The organism is Paenibacillus glucanolyticus NBRC 15330, from assembly GCF_004000885.1.
GTDB classification, from domain to species: domain Bacteria; phylum Bacillota; class Bacilli; order Paenibacillales; family Paenibacillaceae; genus Paenibacillus_AQ; species Paenibacillus_AQ glucanolyticus.
In genome coordinates this window covers 40606-56406 of the sequence record NZ_BIMC01000008.1, presented here as the reverse complement: position 1 = coordinate 56406, position 15801 = coordinate 40606, and the positions used below count along the sequence as shown (strand labels likewise).

16 protein-coding genes are annotated in these 15801 nt (G+C 49.0%); 3 read left to right on the top strand and 13 right to left on the bottom strand.

All coding sequences use genetic code 11. From position 1 onward, the window contains the following. The first annotated feature begins 7 nt into the window (after positions 1-7). The 3 genes from PGL02S_RS13865 to PGL02S_RS13855 all read left to right on the top strand — a co-directional run bounded on the left by PGL02S_RS13865 (position 8) and on the right by PGL02S_RS13855 (position 3830). Complete coding sequence (locus PGL02S_RS13865) at positions 8-538, top strand: chromate transporter (RefSeq protein WP_006208100.1); 531 nt, start codon at positions 8-10, stop codon at positions 536-538. A gap of 20 nt (positions 539-558) precedes the next feature. After that, the gene (locus tag PGL02S_RS13860; protein ID WP_036638619.1) at positions 559-1536 is read left to right on the top strand and encodes a formylglycine-generating enzyme family protein; all 978 of its coding nucleotides are present in this window, start codon (positions 559-561) and stop codon (positions 1534-1536) included. A 122-nt stretch (positions 1537-1658) separates the two neighbouring features. After that, entirely contained in the window at positions 1659-3830 is a 2172-nt protein-coding gene (locus tag PGL02S_RS13855; RefSeq protein WP_036638616.1) for a peptidase G2 autoproteolytic cleavage domain-containing protein, read from the top strand. A gap of 357 nt (positions 3831-4187) precedes the next feature. On the opposite strand, the gene PGL02S_RS13850 is transcribed toward PGL02S_RS13855, so the two are convergent. The 13 genes from PGL02S_RS13850 to map all read right to left on the bottom strand — a co-directional run bounded on the left by PGL02S_RS13850 (position 4188) and on the right by map (position 15692). Then, positions 4188-4373 (bottom strand): hypothetical protein, encoded by a 186-nt coding sequence (locus tag PGL02S_RS13850; RefSeq protein ID WP_036638614.1) that lies wholly within the window; start codon positions 4371-4373, stop codon positions 4188-4190. A gap of 60 nt (positions 4374-4433) precedes the next feature. Continuing rightward, entirely contained in the window at positions 4434-5738 is a 1305-nt protein-coding gene (locus tag PGL02S_RS13845) for an ABC transporter permease (RefSeq protein ID WP_036643662.1), read from the bottom strand. Next, a complete protein-coding gene (locus PGL02S_RS13840; RefSeq protein ID WP_006208095.1) occupies positions 5731-6633 on the bottom strand; it encodes an ABC transporter ATP-binding protein in 903 nt (300 codons plus the stop codon). The genes PGL02S_RS13845 and PGL02S_RS13840 overlap by 8 nt, the downstream gene beginning before the upstream one ends. A gap of 21 nt (positions 6634-6654) precedes the next feature. Continuing rightward, positions 6655-7557, bottom strand: coding sequence for an ATP-binding cassette domain-containing protein (locus PGL02S_RS13835; protein WP_006208094.1), 903 nt, complete (start codon positions 7555-7557; stop codon positions 6655-6657). Between the two features lie 6 nt (positions 7558-7563). Then, positions 7564-7965 carry a GntR family transcriptional regulator gene (locus PGL02S_RS13830; protein WP_006208093.1) on the bottom strand — a complete coding sequence of 134 codons (402 nt, stop codon included), beginning with the start codon at positions 7963-7965 and terminating at the stop codon, positions 7564-7566. A 74-nt stretch (positions 7966-8039) separates the two neighbouring features. Then, entirely contained in the window at positions 8040-8741 is a 702-nt protein-coding gene (locus tag PGL02S_RS13825; protein WP_244892329.1) for a hypothetical protein, read from the bottom strand. Positions 8742-9067: 326 nt separating this feature from the next. Beyond that, a complete protein-coding gene (locus PGL02S_RS13820) occupies positions 9068-9532 on the bottom strand; it encodes a DUF420 domain-containing protein (protein ID WP_006208091.1) in 465 nt (154 codons plus the stop codon). Between the two features lie 25 nt (positions 9533-9557). Beyond that, positions 9558-10466, bottom strand: coding sequence for a cytochrome c oxidase assembly factor CtaG (gene ctaG, locus PGL02S_RS13815; RefSeq protein ID WP_036643666.1), 909 nt, complete (start codon positions 10464-10466; stop codon positions 9558-9560). 100 nt (positions 10467-10566) lie between these two features. Further along, positions 10567-10896 carry a cytochrome C oxidase subunit IV family protein gene (locus PGL02S_RS13810; protein ID WP_006208089.1) on the bottom strand — a complete coding sequence of 110 codons (330 nt, stop codon included), beginning with the start codon at positions 10894-10896 and terminating at the stop codon, positions 10567-10569. 3 nt (positions 10897-10899) lie between these two features. Next, positions 10900-11520, bottom strand: a complete 621-nt coding sequence (locus PGL02S_RS13805; protein WP_006208088.1) for a cytochrome (ubi)quinol oxidase subunit III — start codon at positions 11518-11520, stop codon at positions 10900-10902. Beyond that, positions 11517-13364 carry a cytochrome c oxidase subunit I gene (gene ctaD, locus PGL02S_RS13800; protein WP_051449340.1) on the bottom strand — a complete coding sequence of 616 codons (1848 nt, stop codon included), beginning with the start codon at positions 13362-13364 and terminating at the stop codon, positions 11517-11519. Before ctaD ends, PGL02S_RS13805 begins: the two co-directional genes overlap by 4 nt. An 83-nt stretch (positions 13365-13447) precedes the next feature. Next, a complete protein-coding gene (gene coxB, locus PGL02S_RS13795; protein ID WP_006208085.1) occupies positions 13448-14497 on the bottom strand; it encodes a cytochrome c oxidase subunit II in 1050 nt (349 codons plus the stop codon). A 445-nt stretch (positions 14498-14942) separates the two neighbouring features. After that, positions 14943-15692, bottom strand: coding sequence for a type I methionyl aminopeptidase (map, locus tag PGL02S_RS13790; RefSeq protein WP_036643670.1), 750 nt, complete (start codon positions 15690-15692; stop codon positions 14943-14945). Between the last annotated feature and the right edge of the window lie 109 nt (positions 15693-15801).

Here is a 15801-nt window from a genome sequence, read left to right as displayed (position 1 = left end):
TCGAATCATGTATTGGGACTTGTTTATCATGTTTATAAGCGTAGGCCTTGTGTCGTTTGGCGGCGGTTATGCAGTCATTCCGATGATTCAGTATGAGGTCACGGAAAAAGGATGGCTGACAGCCGCGGAGTTCCAACAGACAGTGGCGCTGGCTGGAATGGCGCCCGGCTCGATTGCAACCAATGCCGCCACGCTGATCGGCTATGAAACAGCAGGTTATCTCGGAGCCGCCGTCTCCACCGCTGGGATCATTATCCCGTCGTTGATCGTTGTTGTGCTGCTATCTGCCTTCTTCTACCGCTTGCATGACAACCCATGGCTGAAATCTTCCCTGTACGGCTTGCGGCCTGTAACGACCGGGCTCATTCTATATGCAGCCATTCACTTTGGCTTGTCTAATGAAGGCGCAGCGATAACCTGGGGCATCGTCCCCACGCTCCTTATCAGTGGTGTTTGCCTGTATCTCTTACTGAAGCACAAGCTCCACCCGCTGCTCCTGCTCATCGTCGCCGGCGCTGCCGGCATTGTTTTATTCTAACTTGAACTGGGAGGTGCATGATGGAATCCAAACCGTCCTGCTGCACCGCAGCACGAAACAGGCTGAACGTCACGGCCCCAACTCCTGCTGCAGGCCAGGCAGCGTTACCTGGCATTACGATTGCCGAATCCGAGAAGGACCGTATGGTTCAGCTTCCTGGCGGTCTATTTCTGATGGGCACCTCCGATCAGGAAGCCAATCCGTATGATGGAGAAGGACCCGTTCGGGAAGTAAATGTCAACGCTTTTGCGATTGCTCCCTATACGGTGACCAACAGCGATTTCGTCCGTTTCATACAAGCGACCGGATATAGGACAGATGCTGAGAAGTTTGGCTGGTCGTATGTGTTTCACTTGTTCTTGACCGAACAGGCTGCTGCGGCAACACAGGCCCCGGCCCATACGCCATGGTGGAGAGCGGTACCCGGTGCGGACTGGGCTCATCCTGAAGGCCCCGGGTCAAGTCTCGTTCATCGTATGGACCATCCCGTCGTCCATGTGTCCTGGAACGATGCCGACGCCTACTGCAAGTGGGCCGGAGTCAGGCTGCCCACGGAAGCCGAATGGGAATATGCCGCACGCGGCGGACTCGTGCAGAAACGATACCCTTGGGGCGATGAATTGAAGCCTGCTGGAGAGTTTCGCTGCAATATCTGGCAGGGGAGGTTTCCCGTGAAGAACCATGCCAGCGATGGTTATCCTGGCACGGCACCGGTTGGAGCCTATCGGCCGAACGGGTACGGTCTGTATCAGATGTCGGGCAATGTGTGGGAGTGGTGCTCGGACTGGTATGACCGAAGCTATGATGTGACTGGACACACGGACAATCCCAAGGGACCACTGCAAGGACAAGAACGAGTCATGCGCGGCGGCTCCTATTTATGCCATCGATCCTATTGCAATCGCTATCGCGTTGCCGCAAGGAACAAAAATACGCCGGACAGCTCATCCAGTCATGTCGGATTCCGCTGCGTCAAGGATATGGGTTACCTATCGTAGTCTCGAGGGTTCAAGACATATCGTGTACAATAAGTCCACTCATGCTCCTTAGACACACATATCCTGTATCATAGGGAAGTTTGGTGACATTACCACACCTTATAGATAAAGGAATGAATACGATGGCTGAATGCAATCGAAATCCAATCGGTGAATGCTCGGAGGCTGAAGGTTCGAATACGACAGCCAGTGGATTCGCCTCCCATGCGGAAGGAATTCTGACGACAGCTAGCGGAGCCGTTTCCCATGCGGAAGGCAGTACGACCAGAGCGTCCGGGGACGCTGCCCATACGGAAGGCTATAATACCGAAGCGCTGGCCGACAGTTCCCATGCCGAGGGATCGACTACTATGGCAAGTGCAACAGCTTCTCATGCCGAAGGTTTTACAACGATGGCCTACGGCGAAGCCTCCCATGCCGAAGGCAACGCAACGACAGCTCTGGGCCATGCCTCTCACACCGAAGGCTATCTGACGGAAGCGATAGAGGATACCGCCCACGCGGAAGGCTCAAACACCGTAGCAGGCGGAACCGCATCTCATGCGGAAGGGTACAGAACCATGGCCAGTGGAGAAGCCTCCCATGCCGAAGGCATCTCGACAACGGCGAGCGGGTTTATATCGCATGCCGAAGGATTGTCTACAACGGCGAGCGGCCTCGTATCCCACGCCGAAGGAACCAACACTACTGCGCAGGGTAATTATTCTCATGCCGAGGGCGCATATAACACAGTAACCGGCAATTACGGTCATGCGGAGGGCGCAAACAACACGGTGGACGGGAATTATGCCCACGCGGAAGGCGGAAGTAATACGGCTCAGGGAAATTTCTCTCATGCAGAAGGATACGATAATTCGGCAACCGGCAATTATGCACATGCCGAAGGTTCGCTTACGACTGCAAGCGCCTTTAATTCCCATGCCGAAGGCTACACTACGTTAGCGGAAGGTTACGCTTCGCACGCGGAAGGAAATACAACGATAGCTTCAGGAAACAATTCGCACGCCGAAGGTTTTACTACGACGGCGGGTGGTTATGCTTCGCATGCAGAGGGAAATACCACCACCGCATCGGGCGGAAATTCCCATGCGGAAGGAGTCAACACCCTCGCCGAGGGCAGCAATTCCCATGCCGAGGGGTCCGGCAGCCAGGCATTAGGGATCAATGCGCATGCCGAAGGCTCCAATACGCTGGCTTCGGGGAATAATGCGCATGCCGAAGGTGCTAATACGGTTGCTTCCGGTGTATATGCCCATGCCGAGGGAGCAGACACAACGGCATCGGGCAATTACTCCCACGCGGAAGGTTCAAGTACGCAGGCAACCAACAACTATGCCCATGTTGAGGGCTCCCTCACCACGGCCAACGCCTTTAATTCGCATGCGGAAGGCTACACGACGTTGGCATCCGGATATGCTTCGCACGCGGAGGGCAATACCTCCACTGCCTCAGGCAATAATTCACACGCGGAAGGATTTACGACTTCGGCAGAAGGCTATGCCTCCCATTCTGAAGGGTCCAACACCGTGGCATCGGGCAGCAGAGCGCATGCCGAAGGAGTCCAAACGACGGCAAGCGGAGATTTCTCCCATGCGGAAGGCCTCCAAACCACCGCCACCCATAACGGAGCCCATATTATGGGCAGATATGGGGCGTCGCTCTATACCTATTCCTGGCATGTCGCGAACGGGACCTCCGCTGATGCACAGGGTCTGGCCGCTGTTCTGCAAGGGTCAACCGGCAATATGTATATTGACGGCAACTATTTTTCCGGTGGAGCCGATTATGCCGAAATGTACGAAACACTGGATGGCACCGGCATAGAGCCCGGCTATTTTGTAACCCTGGATGGAGATAAGGTCCGGATCGCTACGCAAAGCGATGGTTACTTGCTAGGGATTGTCACCTCCACTCCCTCTATTGTGGCAGATGCCGCAGAACTGCGATGGAAGGATTACTACCTCCGTGATGAGTGGAGAAACGTGCGGTTTCAGGAAGTTACGATTCCTGAGGAACGGGATGAAGAAGGAAATATCATTGCACCTGCATCCACCGAACAGCAGCCGATCTTGAATCCGGAGTGGGACCCTTCGATGGCCTATATTCCAAGAAGCCAGCGCGAGGAATGGGTAACCGTCGGTTTGATTGGAAAACTGCTCGTTCGTGATGATGGAACGTGCACGGTTAATGGCTATTGCATGCCCAATGACGATGGGGTCGCCACCAATGCCGATAGCGGATACCGTGTAATGAAGCGCACCGGACCCAATCAAATCATGGTGCAGTTTAAATGAGGGTGGAATGCACCGTGATCTGGCTGAGCGTAGAAGAACCGACTTCTTGGAGTCGGTTCTTTGTACATAAGAATAATAATCGATCTGATTGGGATACAACATTCTTAGGAATAGAGACAATGCAAAGGGTCAAATTGATATAATACACTCTATAGTTTAAATGATGTGACTAATTTCCTGATCTAACCTATGTGATTGGTGGAACAGAATATAGATTGCTTCATTCCGCTAGTAACTTAGTGTAGTTGTTGTTTAAATCGGCCTCTTGTTCTGCCAAAGAAAAAGACTAGTAAAATCAGCAATCTGATTTCACTAGTCTTATACATTCGCCTCATTTAAACCATTTCTTTTTAAACTCTATTGTTTTCGTTTACCAAACGCCCACAGACCAACGCAGGCTAATACTGCCCCAAAACCTATCAACACTCCCTGAACGACCTCTTTCAGCATAGAACCTGTTGTATCCATAGTTGTTCCAAGCAGAATGAGCAGGACCGCTGAGATCAAGACCATCATCATACTTTGATTCTTTTCCATTGTCATGTCTATCTTTACCTCCATGGACCTTTTATTTTGGTTTAAAGCCTCTTTTTCGTGCTTTGACTATATCTTATAAGCCTTCATCGCTTTTCTAAGCTCCTTGAATGTAGGGCGTTTGCCGTACATCAGGACACCAGTGCGATAGATTTTTGCAGCCAACCAGCCAAACACGAGGATGGATACGATCAGGATAGCAAGGGATAACAGGATCTCCCACATCGCTACGTCGCCAAGTCCGATACGAACCAGAATCGTTGTTGGTGAGATGAATGGAATATAACTGGACACCTTCATCAGCATCGAGTTCGGAGCGCTCAGGCTAAAGATTGCGATATAAAATGCCACCAGCGACAGCATGGTAATCGGCATGACAGCCTGCCCCAAATCCTCTGTACGGCTGACAATCGAACCAATGGCCGCGTATAACATCGCGTACAAGAAATATCCGAGAATGTAGAAGATTAAGCCAAACACCAGCAGCATCGGATCAATCGCAGTAAGGTCAAGATTCATTTCCTTCAATGTGTCCATGTTGTGAGGCAGCATCAAATTCGCTGCGGCAACAATGCCGAACGCCAGGATCTGTGACAGACCCAGCAGGAACATGCCGATAACCTTACCGAACATTTGACTCAGCGGAGAGACGCTGGTAATGAGGATCTCCATAATACGGGAGCTCTTCTCTGTCGTCACTTCCGAAGCAATCATGTTGCCGGTCCCCATCAAGGTGAAGAAGAAGAGAATAATCAGTGCATACACCACGATGTAGTTAATAACCTCGGAAGCCCCATCCTTCTCTTCGGATGCTCCTCCAGCACTGCCTGATGGATTCGTGCCAATACTGCGAGCATCAATCTGAACCGGCGCATTCAGCTCATTGATCTGTGCATCAGACAAATCAAGCCCATCTACAATGCTGCGAGTCTTTGCCACTTGAAGAGCGGCTTGCAGATTCGATTGCAGCTCCGGACTCATTCCCTCTTCTTCGGAGCTGTAGACCACGGCCGGGAACGTGCTGCCTTCTTGTGCTTCAAATTTTAAATAACCTTCAATAGTGCCATCTTCAATGTCTTTATTCAAGGCAGCTTCATCTGCCGTTTCATATTTCACAAATTTATAGGTAGTTGACGGCAGGCTGCTCCAAGTCGTCTCCAATTGTTCAGCGAGCGCTTGCTCCTGTCCATACACCAGACCTATGCGAGTGGTTTCCTCAGATCCTGCCTTGTCACCCGTGAACATTTGGATCAGAAAAGGAAGATTAATCCCGATTGTAATGATCAGTGCAAAAATCAGGGTTGATACGAGAAACGACTTCGTTCTTACCTTATTCATAAACGTAAATCGGATAACGGTCCACATATTATTCATTAGATTCACCTACCGCCTTTATGAAGATTTGATTGAGTGTCGGCTCCTTCACTTCAAACCGATGGATCACGCTTTGCGACATCGCTGTATTCAAAATATTCTGGGCAGCGTCGATGTGGCTTATGCGGATGGAGTAACCATCCTCTGTCCGCTCAACAGCCGTTACGCCCGGCAGTGAATCGAGCCCCTGAACTTCACCAGAGGTGCCGAGCACCACTTCTTCTCGCGGATACTTGGATTTAATGTCCTTCAGGTTCCCCTTCACTACGGTGTTGGAGCGATGAAGAATGGTAATGTTCCTACATAATTCCTCAACATGCTCCATCCGGTGGGTAGAGAACAGAATGCTTGTGCCTTTGTCGCGAAGTTCTTTAACCGTCGATTTCAATAGTTCAACGTTCACCGGATCCAGTCCGCTGAATGCTTCGTCCAGAATCAGGATCTGCGGATCATGAACCACTGCTGCAATAAAGCCCATCTTTTGTTGATTACCTTTAGACAGTTCTTCAATCTTCTTATCGTAATAGTCAGGCACTTCAAAGCGCTCCAGCCAGTACTTCAAGCTCTTATCGGCGTCTTTGGCTGACATGCCCCGAAGCTGGGCCAAGTATGAAATCTGCTCGCTGACTTTCACTTTCGGATATAACCCGCGCTCCTCCGGCAAATAACCCATAATGTGACGAAGTTCCTTGTTGTAAGGCTTCCCATTATACAAAATCGTTCCATCATCCGGGTAGATCAAGCCAAGCACCATCCGCATGGTGGTTGTTTTACCGGCACCGTTCGCACCAAGCAGGCCGTAGATTTCTCCTTCCTCAACCTGAAGCGAAATCTGGTTTACGGCTGTTTTGTCCGCATAAATCTTAACTACATCCTCTAATTGCAATCGTTGCATATTGTGAAACCCCTCTCTATCCTAGTTCTGCACGTTGGCAGGAATATTACCTTCAATCCATAGTCGAAGCACTTCATCCAGCTCCAAGGAACGAGCCCGAATAAACGGTATGCCTGCAGACTGGAGGATCTTTTCTACTTCCAAACATTCCGTCGTTATAAAAGAAATCGTATTCGCTGTCTCTTGTTTGCTGCTAAGAATACCAGGCAATTCCTCTACGATGGAAGCATCGCCTTGAATCCAGCATTCCTTCCAATTGTCGAGCAGCGAATCCTTCTCCACCATACCCAGCAGCTTTCCATGATGGATAAGGATCACATAATCCGCCAGCCGCCTGATTTCATCCACCACATGGGTGGACAGCACGATGGTGGTATCCATAGATTTCATCACCTTGTGCAGCTGGTCGATCATCAGCTTCCAAGCGAAGGGATCCAGACCGGAAGAGGGTTCATCCAGAAGCAGGAGTTTCGGCTTCGGCGCAAGCGCCGCTGCAATCTCGAATTTGCGCCGCTCCCCTTTGGACATCTTGCGAAGTTTTACGCCCCTCGGGACATCAAATCGTGACAGAAGCTCATCGAAAAAGTAACCATCCCAACTGTCATACCAAGATGCTCGAAAGCTGGCCGCCTCATCCACCGTCATATGCTGTTCTTCTGAGCTCAGCTGTTCGGGAACGAACCCCATCTGTTTACGAATCGAGACGGGGAGCTCTCTCGGATGGGATTCACCGAACCAGGTGATCTCCCCTTCATCTGGAAACACGGTCTGCATCATCATGTTCAGCAGCGTGCTTTTCCCCGAGCCGTTAGGTCCCACCAACGCAACGATGTATCCTTGAGGTATCGATATTTGGATGGGTCCGATGGTTTTCGTTTTCCGCCGTTTAATGACATTACGAATTTCAATGATATGCGGTTCCATTGATTGCTAGCGACCTCCTCTTGCTTGGTATTTATCCCGGACAACTTCCATGAACAGTTCCTTTAATTCATCTTCATTAAACTGAACAGCAAGCCCCTTATCTACCGCAATCTTTAATGCCTCAACGACCGAATCGCGTTTATATTGTTCACGGGCCCGATCACCGACACCAGCAACAAAAGTTCCCGTTCCTTGTCTCGTTCGAAGCAGCCCTTCATTCTCTAGATCCTGATACACCCTGCGTACCGTAATGACGCTGCAGTTCAGATTCCCGGCAAATTCCCTGATGGACGGCAACAGCGTTCCCTCCTCGATCTGACCGCTGATAATAAGCGAGCGCAGCTGTGATTCAATCTGGTGATATAAAGGCTCTGCGCTATTTTCATTAATCTGAATCGGAATTCGCACCTTGTATCACCTCTCTTCTTCCTTGTACATAAGCGGCGAACCTCCGACACCAACGTGTATGTGTTCTATATAAATCATGTGAGATCCCTTGTCTGCTGCCGGGTGTACGTGAATTTACTCATCAGCAGCATGGCGCCCAGTCCGATGATGAGTGATCCCCACATGACCGGTGATATCAAGCTCCATCTGATGGATGCGTTAGCAATGAAATCGAATAAGCTGTATCCCAGCAAGTTAAACAGAACAACGGAACCGGAGGTGAGCACCATCACCACAAGGGTGTTTCTGAAGTACGCCTTGCCACTGCACATATTCTCCCAGTAAATATAAGGTCCGGTTATTAAAAATCCGATACCGATCCATGTCAGTGAAAATGCGATATAGCTTGGAATATCCATTGTGGCTCTAATATGACCGCCTATCGCATACATAAATCCGAAAAACATAATGCTGTTTATGGCATAAGCGATCAGGCTATTCATGATGCGGCTTACGAAGATTGCGGAGGCCGGTACCGGTATGCTCCGGTAAAAATACAGCATCCGAGTATACGAATCCTCGTTCAGATAACGGAAGGATCTTCTGCTAAAAAGGAATCCCAATAACGGAGCGTAGAGCACCAATATAAAGTCAATGAACGGGTTGCTGTGCTCGTTCATATGTTCAAACTGACTATTCATAATAAAGCTGGCGGAAAACCCCATATACGCCATAAACAGCATGGTCCATAGAATTTGGAGCTTATCGCTTGCAAAATCCTTCTTTACGATCTTCATTGCATTATGGAGTACTTGTTGCAACGCGCCTCACCCTTTCCCTCGTATATACAATCAATTTCTATAGAATCAATTCCGTAATCATTGCAGTTGTGCACTTCCACTGTGCTTAGTGTGATTACTGTGCTCACTGTGTATATCTTTATATACAGTATATAGTCTGTATCTAAACAGTGTCAATAGAATTTGTAAATATTTATGATTTTCCTGGTTGATGGCAGCGACCGGAGTGGATACACTCCCACACTTCATCCTGCAAATGAGCTACCCCGCCCGCCTCCATAAAAAACACCCGTCAGATCTCTCTGACGGGTGTTCTCCCACACTTACATTCCAAATATGACTTTCCATACAGGCTGAGTATGACCGCCTGGATACAACAGATACAACAAGGTGTACACGGCCACACCGGTAATTGCTGTAAAGAACCAAATAATAGACGTAACTCTGCCCCATTTACGGTGCTTGGAATATTTTTCCTTGAGTCCAAGAGTCAATGTCGTAATGCCAAAGACCGCAGCGACGGTAGCCAGCACAATATGGAAGATCAGGAATACCTGATAATAAGGCTTAAGTTCATCCGGTCCGCCCCACGACGTATTGCCAATGAATATAGTGCGCGATGAATAGATGATAAAGAAGATCACCGCTGCCACCGCTGCCCAGATCATCACTTTTTTGTGAGCTGCGCGTTTGCCTTTAATAATAAGTCCCCAACCGATAGCTACCAGCACGGCGCTTATCACGATAAACGTAGTGCTGACCGTGGGAAATATAAAATACCAATCCATATGGATCCTCCTTCATTAATCCTTATTAAGCTTGATTCAGGTTACCGGGAGGCACCTCACCAGGCAAAGGATCGTCTTCCTGATTCTCTCGTTTGTACCAATGGAAGAACACATAGGCCAGCATCGAAGCGAAGATGATCTCCTGGAAGAATTTCATGATAATCCCGCCAACACGCTGGTCAATGGCCGGCTCCAAGTAGCCGAAAAATTCGGGTCCTCCGAATTGGCTGAGTAATGCTGAGGTGTCGCCAGACACACAATAACCCATCGCATTCGCCCATACAACCGGGTCACTATATGTAGCGTACATCGGCTCGTTTGCGAAAATAATGAGCCCACACGCCGGTGTCAGCAATACCATATTGAGGAAGATATACCCCATCTTCATAAGCCCCGAGGACTTGTCCTTCTCCGGAATCGGATTCAATATGGCCCACCACATGAGCAGTGAGGCAATTAACAGAATCAGATAGTACAATCGATGCACCCAGAAATTCAACATGACAAAGTCATGGATTACTGGAATGTGATAAAACGAAAACAAACCGTTAAACACTACTGCTGCCACAATCGGATGCGTGAGGAAGCCTAGCTTCTTAAATGGATTTATCCTGTCGAAAGCACGCCACAGCCAAACCGGAATGCCCAGAATCAGGAGTGGTGTTGCCATGAGATAAGACATCGCCATACTCACCATATGGAACGAGAACATTGTATGTCCAAGCAGATTAACCGGTCCACCTTGGGCAAGATAGAACGTAATCATCCCCGCAACAAATAAAGATTTCCGCCCAACCGAAACCGGAGCACTTCCTTGGAATCGATGGCTCAAGGGACCGGTCAGTAAGAAATAGCCAGCAGTCAGGAGCAGCATAAACGCCAGGAACATGGGGGTCCATTTATCTGCAAAACTAAAATATTCTAAGCCCAGCATGCAAAAACCTCCCCTAAACGGGTTAAATTCTGTCGAAATTGTGACACCTTCCTACGACTTAAAAAAAGAGGGGGCTGAAGTAGCCCACCTCTTTTTCATTTTACCACCAAACCCAGAACAGTGCCATGACAATACAGGTACTTGCTACGAAGAAGCCGCCAATCATGAACAGGATTGGCATCAGATGCCCTTTGTCCTTTAAGTGCATCCAGTAACCCATTTGTACGAACACCTGCAGCACAGCCATAACCAGCAAGATGATGATCGTAAATGCTGTGTTGATGCCACCGGCTGCGACGGCTGCAAAGGCAATTGCCGTCAGCACGATGGAGAAGATAAATACTACAATGTGTTTCTCAGGGCCCTCCACGCGATGGCGGTGTTTAACTGTCGGCCCCTCATTAGCATTAGATGATTGGTTCGCAGTCATTCCTTAGCCCACCTTTCCAAGAAGGTATACGACCGAGAAGATGAACACCCATACAACGTCGATAAAGTGCCAGTACATGGCAGAAACATATACCTTGGGTGCTGTAACAACGGTTAACCCTTTTCTGTACAGCTGAGCAATCAACAGGCTGATCCACACGACCCCAAAAGCAACGTGAGCACCGTGGAAGCCAACCAGCGTATAGAATGCAGACGAGAATGCACTCGTCTTCATATTAAATGATTCATGTACAATATACTCGTAGAACTCATAAATCTCAAGGCCAAGGAATCCAAGACCCAGTGCTACGGTTACGATGAGCCACAACTTCAGCTTCTCGATATTGTGACGGTGGAGCGCCTGAATGGCGAACACACTGGTCAAGGAACTGACAAGCAATATCAGTGTTGCTGCTGCCGTAATCGGCAGCGAGAACAGTTCAGAAGCCGTTGGACCTTCATTGTTCTGGCCGCGAAGTGCCAGGAATGTTGCAAACAACGTACCGAAGAGTACAGCCTCTCCACCAAGGAAGAGCCAGAAACCAAGAACCTTATTACGGCCTTCGAGTGTTGCCTTCTCCGGCTCGTGAGGAAGTTCGCCGTTTACATGTTCAGCGTGACTCATGCTTTCCCCTCCCCTTCCAGTTCTTCAACTTCGATGTGATATCCATGATCATCGTACAGGGAACGAGCGATCATTGCAGCGAACGTAATCAGAAGACCAACAATCAGAACAATGTATTTATTGAAGATTAAGCTCATGAACGAATTCGAGAAGTCCTCCGTGCTAAACATGAAACCAAGACCCGCGATAAACAGACCCAGTGACATCACAAACGGAAGGATGCTTGGCGAAGGCATATGGATCGGACCAACCGGCTCGGATGGTGTCATCTCTTTATTACCTGCCATCTTCTCTTTCCAGTAAGCATCGATACCGCGAACGAGCGGAATTTGCTTAAAGTTGTACTCTGGTGGTGGAGAAGGAATGCTCCACTCGAGCGTACGGCCATCTTCCCATGGATCCGCTGCTGCACCCACCGGTTTTCTTGAAGTTGCAACAACGTTGGCCAAGAAGGCCAACACACCGATACCCATCAAGATTGCACCGATGGTACTGATGAAGTTGAGTTCATCGAAATTCTGATTCGGCAAGTACGATACAATCCGCCGCTGCATACCGAGCAAACCAAGGAAATGCTGTACAAAGAATGTCATATGGAAGCCGATAGCGAACAGCCAGAACGTCCATTTGCCCAGCGTTTCGTTCAGTACGCGACCGAACATTTTAGGCCACCAGTAGTGCAATCCGGAGAACAGTCCGAATACCAGACCACCGACGATTACGTAGTGAAAGTGAGCTACAACGAAGTACGTATCATGGAACTGGAAATCTGCAGGAGCAGATGCCAGCATGACACCGGTAACGCCACCCATAACGAAGGTTGGTACGAAACCGATCGCGAACAGATTGGCACTGGTGAAACGGATTTGACCGCCCCACATCGTAAAGAGCCAGTTAAAGATTTTGATACCCGTAGGAACCGCAATCAACATCGTAGCGATGGAGAAAAGTGCATTTGCTACAGGTCCAAGACCTGTCGTAAACATATGGTGAGCCCAAACCATGAAGCCCAAGAAGGCAATCAGGATGGTTGCAAATACCATCGAGCTGTATCCGAACAAACGTTTACGAGAGAATGTCGGGATAACTTCTGAGATAATACCGAATGCCGGCAAAATCAGAATGTATACTTCAGGGTGACCGAAAATCCAGAAAATATGCTGCCACAATACGGGGTTACCGCCGCCCGCAACATCAAAGAAATTGGCACCTAGCAAACGGTCAAAGCTGAGCAATACAAGGCCTACTGTAATTGCAGGGAATGCGAACAGGATCATAGCCGATGTAATGAACGCCGTCCATGTAAACATTGGCATTCTCATGAAGGACATTCCAGGTGCACGCATTGTAATAATGGTTGCCAGGAAGTTGATACCGCCGATCAACGTACCCAAACCTGCTATCTGCAGCCCGATGGTATAGAAATCCACACCGTGTGTAGGCGAGTAGTCCGTTGAGGATAGCGGTGGATAAGATGTCCATCCCGCATCAGGCGCACCGCCCATAATCCAGCTAAGGTTAAGCAACAGTCCACCGAACAAAAACGTCCAAAACCCGAGTGAGTTCAAAAATGGAAACGCAACGTCCCGCGCACCGATCTGAAGCGGAATGACCGCATTCATCAAGGCGAAGATAACTGGCATTACACCCAGGAAGATCATCGTCGTTCCGTGCATCGTAATTAATTCATTAAATACTTGAGCCGATACCAAATCGTTCATCGGCTTGATCAGCTGCAAGCGAATGAGAATCGCTTCAATACCGCCAATCCCGAAGAAAAAGCCGCCCGCTATCAGGTATAATATACCGATTTTCTTGTGGTCAACGGTTGTTAGCCAATCCATTATCCCCGTGTAGCGTTTGACGCTATGGCTATGAGCATGAGCGTGAGCCAAGGTTTGTACCCCCTTTTAAAGTTCCTGCTGTATTAATAATCCAACTTATAATTGGCTAAGTAATCGGCAATTTGCTCGATTTCTTCATCACTGAAGCCGAGATCCTTCGGATTAGGCATCGTGTTACCAGGTTTTACAGCCTGTGGCTCCATCAGCCATTCCACCATGTTGTCTTTTGTCGGCTTTGTCCCTGGATTGCCGCTTATGTCGTTCAGCAAGATACTCGCTACCGTCTCACGTGATCCAATGCCAGTCAAGTTAGGACCCATGGCTCCGCCTTGATCGCCAACAGCGTGGCAGGAGAGACAGTTGGTCTTAAATTTCTCAGCAAGCGCAGCGTCTGCAGGAAGCACGGCAGGTGCTTTCATTGCAGTGACCCATTGCTCAAACGTTGCATCATCAACCGCTTTCACACGGAATTCCATGAAGCCATGGGAAGGGCCGCACAACTCTGCGCATTTACCAATGTATGTATCCGCTTTGTCAGCAACCAGAGTCATGTAGTTAACGCTGCCTTCTGTGTTCGTATCCATCTTGCCGCCGAGCGATGGTACCCAGAAGGAGTGAAGCACATCATTCGTTTTTAATTGGAAGGCAATTTTCTTTCCTACAGGAACAACCAGCTCTTGAGCGGTTTTCACACCGTGGTCCGGATAAGTAAACTCCCACCAGAACTGGTGAGAAGTAACTTCCACCTTAACTGCTTCCGGATCGTTCCAATCGTTCGCTCCGTACGCAAACACCTTTTGAATAGTAGGAACTGCAAGCACAAGCACCAAGAGCAGCGGAATCGCCGTCCAGATAATCTCCAGCTTATGGTTCCCTTCCACTTGTTCAGGAATTTCATCTTGTCCCTTTTTTCTACGGAACTTAACAAGCACGTATGCGGCAATTCCAAATACCACAACCATTACGACGATCATAATCGAAATGGAGAGCTTAATTAAATCCAGTTGACCTTGTGCTACCGGACCTTGTGGTCTTAAGACCGACAAATCCTCTCGGCCGCAGCCGGATAACACCAAAGCAAACATGGCCATCAAAGGAAGAAGACGCTTTACAGCCTGCCACCGTTTCATCATTGATCTACCCCACTTTTCCGATTTTCGTAGACTACCATCCGGCGCAAACAGCGGTAATCTACCTGCACAATCACGGATGAAGTAATCCTGTCAATTAAAGCAATCACTTATTAAATATAAGTTCATGGGTTGCTTTTGTCAATCATTCACAGGGAGTTCACAAATTGTTCGAAAAGTCGTCAAAGTCGCGCCGTTACTGATTTTGCAATCGCTTTCAAACTCGTTTCACACTCCCGTGACCCATGATTCGACATTCTGCACAATGCCTCAGCGACAGTCTTTATAGCTATATATACAGTCATTTCCGTCTTTTTGAATCTGTATGCAGCCGCTGTGCAGGAGCTCCATTCACCCCGGAATCTCCATGCTAAAGGAGGTGTTCCAGGCAAGCTGCATCATCCCCGCCAGGAATACCTCCTATTATTATGCTATATTTCTCTGCACTTTAATCCGTCAGAATGACAGGCCCTTCACGCATGATAGCAATCGTATGCTCATATTGAACACCTATTGATCCATCCGCGCTGGATATGGTCCAGCCATCATCTCCCCAGAACACTGCACCTGTGCTCCCCAGAGTGAATACCGGTTCGATGGTAATGACCATACCTTCTTTAAGCTTCAATCCCCTTCCAGGAACTCCATAGTTCAGCACATCAGGCGGCTCGTGTATGGCACGGCCGATTCCATGGCCAACCAGCGATTTTACGATCCCGTATCCTTCCCTTTCGGCAACCTGCTCGATAGCATGACCTACATCACCTAACGCAGCGCCGTGACGCGCCGCCTCGATCCCTCTAAACAGCGCTTCGTGCGTATGCTCCATCAGCTTTCTTACCTTGGGAGAAACCTCGGCTACCGCATAGGTCCATCCTGAATCCGCCAGCCATCCGTTCTTATTCACCACCATGTCGATGGTCACCACATCACCCGACTCCAGCGGCCGCTGGTCGGGAAATCCATGACAGACTACATCATTAACCGATGCACAGGTTGCGTAGGGAAATCCTTTATACCCCTTTTGCTCGGGGACAGCTCCGTTCTTCTCCAGAAACTTCTCCACCCTGGCATCAATCTCGCTTGTCGTAATCCCGGGTTTTATGATCTTAGCTATTTCACGGTGGCACGCAGCCAAGATGCGTCCCGCCTCGCGGATATATCCGATTTCTTCCTTTCGTCTCAGCTGTATCCTCACATCTGCCACTCCCTTATATCCTTATCGGATCGACTGCTAACAATATATGAAGGGACAGATGCAAAATACCCTCAAAATAGTGGACTTTGCACGGAAGTTCGAGCCCGAT